A 13,185-nucleotide genomic window follows, 5' to 3' on the forward strand; every position below is an offset into this window, starting at 1 on the left:
GAAGGCCGATGAGACGGTCGCCGATGGCACGCCAGCGTATGCAATTGGATATGTGGTGTGATGAAACGGCCACGCAGCGCAGCAGTAGGTACGCTGCCGGCACTGCCCGCCGAGGTGGCTATCCGGCACGTGCCTGAGCGGCGAAAATGGCGCCATCCCGTTGCCCGAGCCGACCATGTATTCCAGGCTGCCGCCGACCTACGAACTGCTTGACGCGCTCGAAGCCCCCAGCGCGCCCACGCCGCCATCGGCCAGCCCGCCGGCCGGCGGGCTGGCCCGCTTGCTGTGGATCGGCTTTATCGTCGCGCTGGTGGCGACCCTGCTTGGCGGCGGGGCGCTGGCCGTGTGGCGGCTGTGGCTGAAGCATCCGGTGCCACCGTGGTCGCTGCGCGCGTTCGAGGCATTCCTGGCTACGGCAGCCGCCTGTTATGTGGGCGCCGGGCTGGCGCGCACGCGCTCGGTGCTGGCCAGGCTGCGCAACCCGCTGCGCTGGCAAGCCCGGGAAATGGACCGCCAGCGCGCAGCCGAAGACGCGCTGCTGCGGCAGCTGGCGCGCATCCCGCCGGCGCAGCTGGAAGCGCGCCAGCGGCGCGTGGCCCTGCAGCTGCGGCTTTGGGAAGGGGCGGCACGTACCGTGGGCCTGCTGCTGGCGCTGGCGCCCGCCGCGGTGGTGCTGGCCAGCGCGTGGCGCGCCTTGCCGCGTCCGGAGCAGATGGTGCCGATGCTGCTGTGGGGCTATGGCGTGATGCTGGTAGCCGGCGGTGCCAGCTACCTGTACCTGCATGTGCAGTGCAGCCGGCCGTTGCGGCGGCTGGCCTACGTGCTGGGAGAAGCCGCGCGGATGAATGCCGAACTGGACGCGCGGCGCGCGCAACGGGCCGCCGTCCGGCAGGAGGCGTGATCAGGCCGCGGCCAGATAGGTCTGCACCAGCCGCACCCATGCCGCCGCGCCCAGTGGCAGCACCGCGTCGTTGAAGTCGTAGCCGGGGTTGTGCACCATGCAGCCGCCGAATTCGCCTTCGCCGTTGCCAAGGATCAGGTAGCACCCCGGCACTGCGTTGAGCATCCACGCGAAATCCTCGCTGCCGTTGAGTCCCTTCGGCGCCTGCGTGACCACGTTGTCCGCGCCGACCAGCTCGGTGCAGACACGCTGCGCCAGCAGCGTTTCGGCTTCGGCGTTGACCATCGGCGGCGTCAGCTGGCGGTAGTCGATTTCCGCTTCAACACCATGCGCCTGTGCTGTCAGCGCGACGATCTCGCGGATGCGCTGTTCGACCAGCGCGCGCGTCTCTGGCCGCGCGGCGCGCACGTTGAGCCCCAGCGTCACGGCTTCCGGAATCACGTTGTGCGTGGCGCCGCCGCGGATAAAGCCGACCGACACCACCGCGGTATCGTCCGGCGCGACGTTGCGCGCCACCACCGTCTGCAGCGCGGTGACGATGGCCGCCGCCGCGGCGATCGGGTCGCGTGCGCGGTGCGGCATCGCGCCGTGGCCGCCCACGCCGCGCACGGTCACGTCGGCCACGTCCGACGACAGGCTCACCGGCCCTGGCAGCACGCGGAACGAACCCGCCGGCACGCCCGGCATGTTGTGCAGCGCGAAGATTGCATCGCACGGGAAGCGCTTGAACAGCCCGTCCTCGATCATCGCGCGCGCGCCGCACAGGTTCTCTTCATCGGGCTGGAAGATCAGGTTGAGCGTGCCGTCGAAATCAGGCTGGTCGGCAATTGCCCTGGCCGCCGCCAGCAGGATCGCGGTATGGCCGTCGTGGCCGCACGCATGCATTTTTCCGGGTACCCGGCTGGCGTAGGGCAAGCCGGTCGCTTCGGTGATCGGCAGCGCGTCCATGTCGGCGCGGATGCCGAGGCGGCGCGTGCCGCGGCCGCGCTTCAGTTGGCCAACCACGCCGCTCTTGCCGATGCCGGTGTGGACCTCGTAGCCCCAGTCGGCCAGCAGCGTCGCCACCAGCCTGCTGGTCGCCCCCACCTCGAAGCCCAGCTCGGGCTGCGCGTGGATCTGGCGGCGGATGCCGACGAAGGTCTCGGCGTCGATGCCGATGGCCGGCAGCAGGTGCGGCAGGTACTGGAATGGCTGGAGCGTCGGTGCGCGGGTCATGGGAGCGGTCTCCGGAAAATGGTCAGGGTTCAGTGGGCGCGGCTCAGTGGATGCGGTTCTCGCGGATGCGCAGCACGGCCAGCAGCGTGATCACGCCGCAGACCAGCATGTAGAGGGCCGGCGACATCGGGTTGCCGGTGCGGGCCAGCATCCACGTGACGATGAATTGCGACGAGCCGCCGAACACGGTCACGCCCACGCTGTAGATCACCGACAGGCCGCTGGCGCGCACGCCGGCGGGCAGCATCTCCAGCATCATCAGGAACATCGGCGTGGTGCCGAGATTGACCAGCGCGGTCAGCAGCGCCGACACGCACAGCACCAGCGGCACGCTCGGATAGGCATTGATCAGCCAGAACGCCGGGTACACCGCCAGCATGCTGAGCACCAGCGAGGCCACCACCAGCGGCTTGCGCGCGACCAGGCGGTCAGCGAGGCGGCCGGCGAACAGCGACACCACCGTCAGCGTCAGCCCGGTGACACAGCCCGACAGGAACGACAGCGACGCCGGCATATGCAGCACGCGGATCATGTAGGTCGGCATGAAGAACACCACCAGGTACATCGTCGCGGTGCCGGCCGTGGTTGCCAAAATGCCTTTGAGCACGGTGGCCCAGTGGTTGCGGAACAGCTCGCCGAGCGGGCTCGGCGCGTGGGCGTCGGCCTGGTGGGTTTCGTCGAGGTGCGCGCGGATATAGAGTCCCACCGGCGCGATCAGCAGGCCGACCAGGAAGGGCAGGCGCCAGCCCCAGCTTTCCAGCGACGCGGCCGGCAGCACGGCATACAGCGTGGCGCCGGTCAGCGCGCCCAGCAGCGCCGAAATGCCCTGGCTGCCGAGCTGCCAGCTGACGCGCCAGCCGCGGCCCTTGACCCCGCCTGCCTCCATCAGCATCGCGGTCGAGGCACCGATCTCGCCGCCGAGCGAAAAGCCCTGCAGCAAGCGGCCCGCGACGATCATCAGCGAGCCGGCGATGCCGGCCGACGCATATGGCGGCGCCAGCGCGATGCACAGCGTGCCGAGCACCATCAGGCCGATGGTCAGCGTCATCGCCGCCTTGCGGCCGCGCCGGTCGGCGTAGCTGCCGATCACCACGCCGCCGAGCGGGCGCATCACGAAGCCGATGCCGAAGGTGGCCACCGCCAGCAGCAGCGAGCCATAAGGACTGTCGGAGGGGAAGAACAGCTTGCCGATCAGCAGCGAGAAGAAGCTGTAGACGGTGAAATCGAACATCTCCAGCGCATTGCCCAGCGAGCACGCCGCGATCAGGCGGAACTGGCTCTGGTTGCGAGGTGTGCTGGCGGTACTGGCGGGGGCGGCCGCGACGCTGGCAGGCGTCGCGAAGGTGGCGTCGTTCATGCAAGGTCTCCACGAACTGGTGGGGGGCTGCACGCACGGCGGACCGGTGTTGTCGGGGCCCGGTGAGCAGGAGCGGCTCGCGCGGCAGTCAGGTTGGCAACCTGTGGCGCTGAGTATTCAGGCAAACGGACCGGGACAAAAAATCATATATTTTCATCCTGATAACCAGATCGAATCACCGTCATAACCGGTGGCGTCCCGGTATCGGGAAAACTACTGAAGGATGCCGGCAAAGCCTTGGGCGGAGGGGGTAAGGGCCGGAAGTGCGGCCCGCGACGCGCGTCGGCGTTTGCGCCCGCGGATGGGGCGTGTGGCCCCGCGCCGGGGCATTGCGCACGGCATCATGGAACAGGAAACAGAAACGGAAACAGAAGCGATGAAACTGCACCAACTGCGGGTCCTGCTTGCCGTGGCCGAGCACGGCAGCATCCATGAAGCGGCGCGCGCGCTGCATATCTCGCAGCCGGCGCTGTCCAAGGCCATCGCCGAGCTGGAGCGCGAGCTCGGCGTGACGCTGCTGTCGCGCTCGGTGCGCGGCGTCAGCCTGACTGCCTACGGCCTGGCGCTGGTCAAGCGCGCCAGCGTGGTCGAGCAAGAGCTGCGGCACGCGCTGGAAGACATCGAGTCGATCCGCGGCCATGCCGAGGCCGAACTGAACATCGGCTTCACCGCGGTGGCCTCCAGCGGCCCGCTGCCGGCGGCCATCGCGGCGTTCCGGCAGCGCTTCCCGAATGTCGCGCTGCGCGGGTTCGAACTGCGCCCCCAGCAGATCCAGGAAGGCCTGCGCGAAGGGCGCCTCGACCTGGGGCTGATCTCCACCAACAGCGGCCCCGGCTCGGCCTCGCTGCAATGGGAGCCGCTGTTCTCGGTCGGCATGAAACTGGCCGTGCGCGCCGGCCACCCGCTGCGCCGCACGCGCCGGCTGCGGCCGCTGCTGGATGCCGACTGGCTGGTGCTCGACCCGGTCGACGATGCCGGCAGCCCGCTCGCCAGCCTGATGCGGCTGCACCGGATGGAGATGCCGCGCCGGGTGGTGCAGAGCGCATCGAACCTGCTCGGCCTGCAGCTGGCCACGCGCACCGACCTGATCAGCATGTGGTCGGACTTTGTCTTCCACGGCACCGGCGGCCCACTGCAGCTGGCCAGCGACCAGCTGGTGCCGCTGCCGATCCAGGACGAGCTGCCGGATTTCCGCGTATTCCTGGTCTATCGCTCGGTCGACCTGATGACGCACGCGTGTGCCGAATTCAGCCGCGAAGTGCGGCATTGTGCCCGCGAGCGCCGCGATGCGCCGCCCGCCATGCGCCGGGCCCGATCCGCTTCATAAGCGCCGCCGGGATGCCACGGCGGCGCCGATGCCGCACAATGGCGCCCGGGAGACTGATATCCGATGGACAAACTCAAGCAAATCGAAGCCTTTATCGCCGTGGTGGAGCACGGCAGCATGGCGGCCGCGGCGTTGACGCAGAACGTCACGCCGGTGATGATCGGCCGCCGCATCAACGCGCTGGAAGCGCGTATCGGCGTCAAGCTGCTGCACCGCTCCACGCGCCGCATCGCCGTGACCGAGCAGGGCGCGGTGTTCATGGAGCAATGCAAGAAGGCGCTCGCCGACCTGGACCGCGCCGAGATGCTGATCGCCGAAGGCAAGCACAAGGCCACCGGCCACCTGATCGTGTCGGCGCCGGCCGCGTTCGGCCGCAAGCACGTGGCGCCGCACGCGCCGGCCTTCCTGGCCGCGAACCCGGAAGTGCAGATCTCGTTCAACCTGACCGACCGCGTGGTCGACCTGGTGCGCGAGGGCTATGACGTGGGCATCCGCATCGGCGGCGCGATCGACCCCAACTTCGTCGCGATCAAGCTGGCGCAGAACAAGCGCGTGGTGTGCGGCACGCCCGCGTACTTTGCCAAATACGGCGTGCCGCAGACGCTGGACGACCTCGAGCACCACAACTGCCTGGCGTTCAACCTGCAGGGCGGCCAGCAGCGCGGCTGGTACTTCAGCCAGAACGGCAAGGCCGTGACGGTGCGCGTCAACGGCAACCTCGACTGCAACGACGGCGAGCTGCTGCACCGCTGGACCGGCGAGGGACTCGGGCTGGGCTGGCGCTCGACCTGGGAGATCCTGCCGCAGCTGGAGAGCGGCGAGCTGATTACCGTGCTCGACGAATACGCGCTGCCCGACTACGACATCCTCGCGGTGTACCCGCAGCAGCGCCCGGTGCCGGCCAAGATCCGCTTCTTTATCGAGCACCTGAAAGCGCAGTTCGCGCGTCCCGGCTACTGGATGGCCGGCGGTAACGGCGACTGAAGGCCTTTGCGCCGATGCCATGGCAGCCTGGCTCGCCGACCTCGTCGTCATCGTGCACGGCCTGTTTATCGTGTTCGTGGTGGCCGGCGGCCTGCTGGTGCTGCGCTGGCCCCGGCTGGCATGGGTACACCTGCCGGCCGCGGCGTGGGGCGTGATGATCGAGTGGTCCGGCTGGATCTGCCCGCTGACGCCGCTGGAGAATGCGCTGCGCCGTGCCGCGGGAGAGGCGGGCTACAGCGAGGGCTTTGTCGAGCGCTACCTGTTGCCGCTGATCTATCCGGTGGGACTGACGCCTGCCGTGCAGCTTTGGCTTGGCCTGATTGTGCTGGTGGTCAACGTGACGGTCTACGCGGCGGTCTATGCGAGGTGGTGGCGCCGACGGCGCCACCGTTGAGCGAAAGGCTTCAACGCGCCGGGTCAAAACGCGGCGCGCGTTTCTCCATGTTGGCCAGCACCGCCTCGCGCTGGTTGGGCGAGCCGACCAGGCGGTCCTGCTCGTCCGACTCGGCCTGCAGGATGGCGGCATTGTCGCCGCGCTCGACCACGGCCATCAGCCGCTTGGCCGCGCGGATCGCATCCGGGTTCTTCTGCGCGACCTGGCGCGCCGCTTCCAGCGCCGCGGCGCGCGGGTCGTCGGCGACGTAGGTGGCGAGCCCCAGCTCGCACGCTTCGGTGCCGCTGAGCACGCGCGCGCTGTAGACCAGTTCGCGCAGCACGTCGGGGCGCACCAGCCCGCGCGTCAGCACCATGCCGGCCATGTCGGGCACGAGGCCCCACTTCATCTCCATCACCGATAGCTTCGTATCGGGCGCGACGTAGCGCACATCCGCGCCCAGCGCCACCTGCAGGCCGCCGCCGAAGGCCACGCCGTGCACCGCCGCGAACACCGGCACCGGCAGCTCGCGCCACACCATGCAGGCGTACTGCGGGCGGTTGGAAATGCCGTTGGTGCGCTTGCCGAGCCGTCCGCCGCCAATGCTGTCGCCGTCGCTGCCGTTTTCGCTGCTGCCGCCATCGCCGGACAGCATGCCGGCCATGCGGCCCATGTCCAGGCCCGCGCAGAAGGCTCGGCCTTCACCTGACAGCACCACGGCGCGCAGGTCCGGCATGCGGGCCAGCTGCTCGCCGGTCTCGATCAGCGCGTCGAACATCGCCTGGTCGAGCGCATTCATCTTGTCAGGACGGTTCAGGCGCACGTCGGCGACGCCGCCTTCGATGGTGACGATGATCCGTTCATTGCTGCTGGCGCTCATGCGCGGGCTCCTTGGGTTGGTATGCCGGGTGTGGTGCAAACGGCGAGGACGCTGCTCAGCGGCCCTTGAACTGCGGCTTGCGCTTCTCCACGAAGGCAGCGACGCCTTCCTTGCAATCGTCGCTGCGGCTGGCGCGCGACTGCAGCGTGGCTTCGACTTCCAGCTGCGCGGCGAGATCGTTGCCGAAGCTCTGGTTCAGCGCTTCCTTGATCATGCCGTAGGCCGCCGTCGGCATGGTGGCAAGGTGCTGCGCGAGCTTGCCGGCTTCATCCTGCAACGCGGCATCGTCATGGACCTTCCACACCAGCCCGATGCGGTGCGCTTCCTCGGCATCGATCTTCTCGGCCAGGATGGCCAGCGCGCGGGCGCGCATCTCGCCGGCGTAGCGCGGCAGGAAGTAGGTGCTGCCGGCATCGGGAATCAGGCCGATCTTGGAGAACGCCTGCAGGAAGCTGGCCGAGCGCGCTGCCAGCACCACGTCGCCGGCCAGCGCCAGGCTCATGCCCGCACCGGCGGCCACGCCGTTGACCGCGGTGATGACCGGCTTGGGCATCTGGCGCAGCGCAAGGATGATCGGGTGATAGCGCTCGCGCAGCATCTGGCCGGAATCCTGCAGGCCATTGCCGCCCGACTGGCGCGCGGCCAGGTCGGCGCCGGCGCAGAAACCGCGCCCAGCACCGGTAATCAGCACGGCGCGCACCTGGGCATCCGCGGCGGCGCGGTCCACGCCTTCGCGCAGCTCGCGCATCAGGTCGGCGTTCATTGCGTTGAGCACGTCCGGGCGGTTCAGGGTCAGCGTCGCCACGCCTGCGCTGGTTTGGTAGAGCACGGATGCTGTCATCGTTGGTTCTCCATGTATCGTTGTGGTTGCTCTTGAGTTTTTTGGGGACGCACGTCAGCGCATGGGTTTGAGCGCGTCGGCCGAAGCGTCACCCAGCTTGCTGCCGCCATCGCAGTCAAGGATGGTGCCGGTCACGAAGTGCGCGTTGTCGCTGCTCAGGTACATGGCGGCGTCGGCGATATCTTCCTTGGTGCCGTAGTCGCGCAGCGCCAGGCGTGCCTTGTAGCGCGCTTCGGCTTCGGGCGTCGGCGCCAGCCGCGCCATGCCTTCTGTATCGGCGATCGGCCCGGGCGAGATGCCGTTGACGCGCACGCCGGCCGGGCCCCACTCCATTGCCAGGCACTTGATCAGCATGTTGATGCCGGCCTTGGCCGCGCAGGCATGGGCCTGGAACATCATGGCGTTGACGCCCTGCGGCGCGGTGATGGCGATCAGCGACGCACCGGGCTTGCTCAGGTAGTCGAAGCTGGCGCGGAATACGTTGAAGGTGCCGAGCAGGTCGATGTCGACCACGGTCTTGAACGCATTGGCCGACATGCCAACCACCGGCGCGAGGAAGTTGCCGGCGGCGCCGGAGATCACCACGTCGATCGGACCCAGCTCCTGGCGCGTGCGCGCCAGTGCCGCCTCCACCGCGGCATAGTCGCGCACGTCGGCCGCCATGCCGATCGCGGTGCCGCCCGCGGCGGCGATGCCGTCGGCGGCGGCCTGGATACGGTCCTCGGTACGGCTGATCAGCGCCAGCTTCGCGCCGGCGCGGGCGAAGCCGTGCGCGATGCCGAGGTTGATGCCGGAAGAAGCGCCGGCGATGAATACTGTCTTGCCGGCGAAGGCGTCTGCGCGAAAGGCACTGGGCATGGATAGTCCTCTTGATCGATGGTCAGGCAATGCGAGGGGCGGCCGCATCCGCAGGCAGGAGGAGCCTGCGGATGCGGCGCTCAGGAAATGAAAACCGGGAGAGGGTGCGAACGCAGGCCGGACGGCCGCGCGGGCGCGGTGCGATCACGCATGATGGGTCTCCATGACGGTTGTTCTGGTGCGCGTCCGCGGCGGTGTCGCGGCGCAGGCCTCTGTGTTGGGCCCTCGCGATCCTAACCCGAAGCACGCATTCGGTTATGGCCGCGTTTCGTCAGCGATGGAAGGGAGGCGGTGCGTCAATGTGCGCAACCCCGCACGGCATTGCAGCCGCACGCGCTTGCGCAAGTGATTGGCCGGAAAGGGAATTTGCCGCGCTGCGGCATTGTTCGCGAGGACCCGCTGGCCTCCGATGCTCAGCGCTGCAAAAGCCAGCCCTCAGAAAAAAGAAAGCCCGCACACCGTTGCAGCGTGCGGGCGGCCTTCCGGCGATGATGCGCGAAAGGCGGAGTGCTCATGAAGTGCGCCCCCGCGTCTTCATGGCGAGGACAAGTGTGCCCGGGCGCGGCCCAGGCCGCTTTGACCAACGTCAAGCGCTGCTCAACGGCCTGCTCGAGTCCTACGCCAGCAGCGCCGCGACCAGGTCCTTGCCTCGCGCCACCGGCGCGGTTTCCTCGAAATGCAGCGCGCTTTCGACATGGCTGAGGTGGTCCACCATCAGCGCGACGGCGCGCTCGGCATCGCCCGCGCGCGCGGCTTCGATGAATTCGCGGTGCTCGTCCGACGAGCACGCCGCATCGCGCCGGGACTGGTACAGCATGGTGATGACCGCGCTGCGCGTCGACAGCTCGCGCATCATCTCGGTCAGCACGTTGTTGCCGACCACTTCGGCCAGCACGATATGGAAGTCGCCCAGCAGCCGGGTGCGCACCTGCGCATCATTGCCGCCCACCGACTTGCGCTCGGCCGCCAGGTGCTTGTCGATGCGTTTGTAGTCGGCCGCGGTTGCCTTGGCGACGAACTCGCGCGCCAGCGCCGCTTCCAGGATGCGGCGCACGGCGAAGACCTCGCGCGCTTCTTCCGCGCTGGGCTTGGCGACGAACGCCCCCTTGTCCGGCACGATCTGGATGACCTTGTCCTTGCTCAGCATCAGCAGCGCCGCGCGCACCTTGGTGCGGCTGACGCGGTAGACGCTGGCCAGCGCCTCCTCGCGCAGCTTGGTGCCGGGCGGCAGGCGGTGCGAGACGATCGCCGCGACGATGTCGTCGGCGATCGCTTCAGCGGTCATGTCGGGATCGATATGCTCGGGCATGGCAGCGCACTTGCGCAGGGGCTGCGCGTTGGGGAAATGCCGTGATTCTAGCGCCCCGCGACAGTCCCCGGCACGGCGGCGGGCGAACCGGCCACGGCAGTGTCATCCGCCATGGCGGCGAGGCCGGCATCCAGGTCGGTCGCCTCGATCGTGCCGTTGAGCACGCCGCGCGCCCGTTCGCGGTCGATATCCTTCTCCCACGCGGCCACCACCACGGTCGCCACGCAGTTGCCGATCAGGTTGCCGAGCGCGCGTGCGATGCCGATGAACCAGTCCACCGACAGCACCAGCACCAGGCCGATCGCCGGGATTGCCGGATGCGCCGACAGCGTCGCCGCCAGGATCACGATGGCCGAGCCCGGGATGCCGTGCGCGCCCTTGGAGGTGACCAGCGCCACCGCCAGGATGCCGAGCAGGTCGGCCATTGCCAGCGGCGTGTTGGTGGCCTGGGCGATAAACACCGCAGCCAGCGTCAGGTAGATCGAGAACGCATCCAGGTTGAACGAATAGCCCGTCGGGATCACCAGGCCCACCACCGACTTCTTGATGCCCATGAACTCCAGCTTCTTCATTACCTGCGGCAGCACGCTGTCGGACGAAGCGGTGCCAAGCACCACCAGCAGCTCGGCGCGCAGGTAGCGGATCAGCTTGATCACCGAGAAGCCGCACACGCGCATGATGGTGCCCAGCACCACCAGCACGAACACGATCACCGCGCCGTAGAACAGGAACACCAGGAAGCCCAGCTGCTTGAGCGAGCCGATGCCGTACTTGCCGACGGTGAAGGCCACCGCGCCCAGCACGCCCAGCGGCGCCAGCTTGATGATGAAGCCCATCATCTTGAACAGCGTGTGCGAGAACGTATCGATCAGCTTGACCAGCGGCCGGCCCGGCTCGCCCACCAGCGACAGCGCGCAGCCGAACAGGATCGACACCAGCAGCACCTGCAGCACGTCGCCGTTGGCAAAGGCGCCGAACACGGTATTGGGGATCAGCTTGAGCAGGAAGTCGACCGTGCCCTGGTCCTTGACCTTGGTGGCGTTGTCGATAAAGCCCGCAATGGCCGACGCGTCGAGCGAGCGCGGATCCACGTTCATGCCGACGCCGGGCTGGAACACATAAGCCAGCAGGATGCCCAGCGCCAGCGCGATGGTGGTGACGATCTCGAAATACACCACCGCCTTGATGCCGACGCGGCCAACCTTCTTCAGCTCGCCGGCGCCGCAGATGCCGGCCACCACCACGCAGAACACGATCGGGCCGATCAGCATCTTGATCAGCTTGATAAAGGCGTCGCCGAGCGGCTTGAGCTTGGCGGCGAATTCGGGGAAGGCAAGACCGAGTGCCGTGCCGATCACCAGGGCGATCAGCACCTGGCCGAACAGCGAGCGGGTAAAGCGGGTGTGCAGGCGTGGGGTGCCCGGGCGGTGCGAGGGAACTGCGTGCTGCATGGTTGTCTCCGTGCCGGGCCGGCCCTGCGCATGTGCGCTGGCTGGCCCATTTCGATCCAGGAATCACCGGCGGCCCCGTACTGCTCTGACGGCTGGGTGGGCTGCCGGCCTTACGTTCTCGGGCAGGGCTCCGGGTCGGGAGCGCGCCACCGCGTGGACAGCCCCCCTGTTGGGGCGGAACCCACGCAATCCGTTGTACGGACCGGATTGTCCGCAGCGGATTGTCTGAACGTGGAACCGAATATAGTGCATATCATTTTTGTATGCAATTTTTGAATTCACTGTGCTACCATGAATCGCACAGAATAGAGCTTCGGCCATGGGCGCCCCGCCCGCACTGGCACCCTCGCCAGCCACGCCGCCGCGGCTTTCACGACTTCCAGCAGGAGACACGCATGGCAGCAAATCCGTCGTCGGCCAGTTTGCCGGCAGCCGCAGAGGTAGGCACGCGCATCATGGCCTGGGCCGATGCCCTGGCCGTCCACACCGAGCAGCCCGGCATGCTCACCCGCACCTACCTGACCGAGGCCCACCACGGCGCCGCCGCGCAGCTGACCGAATGGATGCAGCAAGCCGGCATGACGGTGCGGCGCGATGCCGCCGGCAACGTGATCGGCCGCTACGAGGGCACCACGCCCGACGCGCCGGCGCTGCTGACCGGCTCGCACTTCGACACCGTGCGCGACGCCGGCCGCTATGACGGCAATCTGGGCGTGATCCTGCCGATCGCCTGCGTGGCGGAGTGGAACCGCCAGGGCAAGCGCTTCCCGTTCGCGCTCGAGGTGGTCGGCTTCGCCGAGGAAGAGGGCGTGCGCTTCAAGGCCACGCTGCTGGGCAGCCGCGCCATTGCCGGCACCTTCGACAACAAGGTGCTGGACAACGTCGACGACAGCGGCAAGACCATGCGCGAAGTGATGCGCGAGGCTGGCTTCGACGCCGCCGACCTGCCTGCCGCCAGGCATGAGCGCAGCAAGGTCGCCGCCTTCATCGAGGTGCATATCGAGCAAGGTCCGGTGCTGCTGAACGAGGGCCTGCCGGTCGGCGTGGTCACCGCGATCTCCGGCGCCACGCGCTTTATCGTCGAGCTGGAAGGCCTGGCCGGCCACGCCGGCACGGTGCCGATGGACATGCGCCGCGATGCCGCCATGGCCGGTGCCGAGATCGGCCTGTACATCGAGAAGCGCTGCGGCGGCAAGCCGGGCCTGGTCGGCACCGTCGGCCAGTTCAACGTGCCCAATGGCGCCACCAACGTGGTGCCGGGCCACGCGGTGTTCTCCATCGACATTCGCTCGGGCATCGACGCCGAGCGCGAGGCCGCCGTCAACGACGTGCTTGCCGAGATCGAAAGCGTGTGCGCGCGCCGCAACGTGCGCGTGCAGGTGCGCAAGACCCACGAGGCGAACAGCGTGCCGTGCGCCCCGTGGCTGCAAGAGCAATGGGCCGCCGCCATCGCCCGCCAGGGCGTGCCGGTGCGCCATCTGCCGTCCGGTGCCGGCCATGACTCCATGGCCATTGCCGCCATCGCCGATGTCGCCATGCTGTTCGTGCGCTGCGGCAACGGCGGCATCAGCCACCATCCCACCGAAACCATGACCGCGGAGGACGCAGCACTGTCCGCGCGCGTGTTCAGCGATTTCGTCGAGCACTTCCGGCTGCAGCAGTAAGCCAGCGCCCGGAAGCCCACCCGAA

General features: G+C 68.3%; 12 protein-coding genes. 5 read left to right on the top strand and 7 right to left on the bottom strand.

Annotated features, from left to right (window positions below):
• Positions 1 to 175 precede the first annotated feature (175 nt).
• On the top strand, positions 176 to 901 hold the full coding sequence (locus K309_RS0111810; RefSeq protein ID WP_029046606.1) for a hypothetical protein: 726 nt from the start codon (positions 176 to 178) through the stop codon (positions 899 to 901).
• On the opposite strand, the gene K309_RS0111815 is transcribed toward K309_RS0111810, so the two are convergent.
• Together K309_RS0111815 and K309_RS0111820 are read right to left on the bottom strand one after the other, a co-directional pair.
• Positions 902 to 2,116, bottom strand: coding sequence for a M20 aminoacylase family protein (locus K309_RS0111815; RefSeq protein ID WP_029046607.1), 1,215 nt, complete (start codon positions 2,114 to 2,116; stop codon positions 902 to 904).
• 43 nt (positions 2,117 to 2,159) lie between these two features.
• Positions 2,160 to 3,473 carry an MFS transporter gene (locus K309_RS0111820; protein ID WP_029046608.1) on the bottom strand — a complete coding sequence of 438 codons (1,314 nt, stop codon included), beginning with the start codon at positions 3,471 to 3,473 and terminating at the stop codon, positions 2,160 to 2,162.
• Between the two features lie 376 nt (positions 3,474 to 3,849).
• Between K309_RS0111820 and K309_RS36435 the strand changes: the two genes are divergently transcribed.
• From K309_RS36435 to K309_RS0111835, 3 genes are all read left to right on the top strand, one after another.
• Positions 3,850 to 4,800, top strand: a complete 951-nt coding sequence (locus K309_RS36435; RefSeq protein WP_035877275.1) for a LysR family transcriptional regulator — start codon at positions 3,850 to 3,852, stop codon at positions 4,798 to 4,800.
• A gap of 63 nt (positions 4,801 to 4,863) precedes the next feature.
• Positions 4,864 to 5,784, top strand: coding sequence for a LysR family transcriptional regulator (locus K309_RS0111830; RefSeq protein ID WP_029046609.1), 921 nt, complete (start codon positions 4,864 to 4,866; stop codon positions 5,782 to 5,784).
• A gap of 19 nt (positions 5,785 to 5,803) precedes the next feature.
• Positions 5,804 to 6,178, top strand: coding sequence for a DUF2784 domain-containing protein (locus tag K309_RS0111835; protein WP_029046610.1), 375 nt, complete (start codon positions 5,804 to 5,806; stop codon positions 6,176 to 6,178).
• A gap of 10 nt (positions 6,179 to 6,188) precedes the next feature.
• Here the strand turns inward: K309_RS0111835 and K309_RS0111840 are convergent, their stop codons facing one another.
• The 5 genes from K309_RS0111840 to K309_RS0111860 form a co-directional block, all read right to left on the bottom strand.
• The gene (locus K309_RS0111840; RefSeq protein WP_029046611.1) at positions 6,189 to 7,037 is read right to left on the bottom strand and encodes a crotonase/enoyl-CoA hydratase family protein; all 849 of its coding nucleotides are present in this window, start codon (positions 7,035 to 7,037) and stop codon (positions 6,189 to 6,191) included.
• A 55-nt stretch (positions 7,038 to 7,092) separates the two neighbouring features.
• Complete coding sequence (locus tag K309_RS0111845) at positions 7,093 to 7,878, bottom strand: enoyl-CoA hydratase-related protein (protein ID WP_029046612.1); 786 nt, start codon at positions 7,876 to 7,878, stop codon at positions 7,093 to 7,095.
• 54 nt (positions 7,879 to 7,932) lie between these two features.
• Positions 7,933 to 8,736, bottom strand: coding sequence for an SDR family oxidoreductase (locus K309_RS0111850; RefSeq protein WP_029046613.1), 804 nt, complete (start codon positions 8,734 to 8,736; stop codon positions 7,933 to 7,935).
• Between the two features lie 616 nt (positions 8,737 to 9,352).
• On the bottom strand, positions 9,353 to 10,045 hold the full coding sequence (locus K309_RS0111855) for a GntR family transcriptional regulator (protein WP_029046614.1): 693 nt from the start codon (positions 10,043 to 10,045) through the stop codon (positions 9,353 to 9,355).
• Positions 10,046 to 10,092: 47 nt separating this feature from the next.
• Positions 10,093 to 11,496, bottom strand: coding sequence for a C4-dicarboxylate transporter DctA (locus K309_RS0111860; protein WP_029046615.1), 1,404 nt, complete (start codon positions 11,494 to 11,496; stop codon positions 10,093 to 10,095).
• Between the two features lie 395 nt (positions 11,497 to 11,891).
• On the opposite strand from K309_RS0111860, the gene K309_RS0111865 reads away from it, so the two are divergent.
• On the top strand, positions 11,892 to 13,160 hold the full coding sequence (locus K309_RS0111865) for an allantoate amidohydrolase (RefSeq protein ID WP_029046616.1): 1,269 nt from the start codon (positions 11,892 to 11,894) through the stop codon (positions 13,158 to 13,160).
• Positions 13,161 to 13,185: the final 25 nt, after the last annotated feature.

The sequence above is a fragment of the Cupriavidus phytohabitans genome, assembly GCF_000426345.1.
Lineage (GTDB): Bacteria > Pseudomonadota > Gammaproteobacteria > Burkholderiales > Burkholderiaceae > Cupriavidus.

What these genes read in the sequence shown, in the direction of transcription:
- K309_RS0111840 (WP_029046611.1), bottom strand. Translation starts at nt 7,037, where the DNA reads ATGAGCGCCAGCAGCAATGAACGGATCATCGTCACCATCGAAGGCGGC.
- K309_RS0111830 (WP_029046609.1), top strand. Translation starts at nt 4,864, where the DNA reads ATGGACAAACTCAAGCAAATCGAAGCCTTTATCGCCGTGGTGGAGCAC.
- K309_RS0111810 (WP_029046606.1), top strand. Translation starts at nt 176, where the DNA reads ATGTATTCCAGGCTGCCGCCGACCTACGAACTGCTTGACGCGCTCGAA.
- K309_RS0111855 (WP_029046614.1), bottom strand. Translation starts at nt 10,045, where the DNA reads ATGCCCGAGCATATCGATCCCGACATGACCGCTGAAGCGATCGCCGAC.
- K309_RS0111820 (WP_029046608.1), bottom strand. Translation starts at nt 3,473, where the DNA reads ATGAACGACGCCACCTTCGCGACGCCTGCCAGCGTCGCGGCCGCCCCC.
- K309_RS0111860 (WP_029046615.1), bottom strand. Translation starts at nt 11,496, where the DNA reads ATGCAGCACGCAGTTCCCTCGCACCGCCCGGGCACCCCACGCCTGCAC.
- K309_RS36435 (WP_035877275.1), top strand. Translation starts at nt 3,850, where the DNA reads ATGAAACTGCACCAACTGCGGGTCCTGCTTGCCGTGGCCGAGCACGGC.
- K309_RS0111815 (WP_029046607.1), bottom strand. Translation starts at nt 2,116, where the DNA reads ATGACCCGCGCACCGACGCTCCAGCCATTCCAGTACCTGCCGCACCTG.
- K309_RS0111850 (WP_029046613.1), bottom strand. Translation starts at nt 8,736, where the DNA reads ATGCCCAGTGCCTTTCGCGCAGACGCCTTCGCCGGCAAGACAGTATTC.
- K309_RS0111835 (WP_029046610.1), top strand. Translation starts at nt 5,804, where the DNA reads ATGGCAGCCTGGCTCGCCGACCTCGTCGTCATCGTGCACGGCCTGTTT.
- K309_RS0111845 (WP_029046612.1), bottom strand. Translation starts at nt 7,878, where the DNA reads ATGACAGCATCCGTGCTCTACCAAACCAGCGCAGGCGTGGCGACGCTG.
- K309_RS0111865 (WP_029046616.1), top strand. Translation starts at nt 11,892, where the DNA reads ATGGCAGCAAATCCGTCGTCGGCCAGTTTGCCGGCAGCCGCAGAGGTA.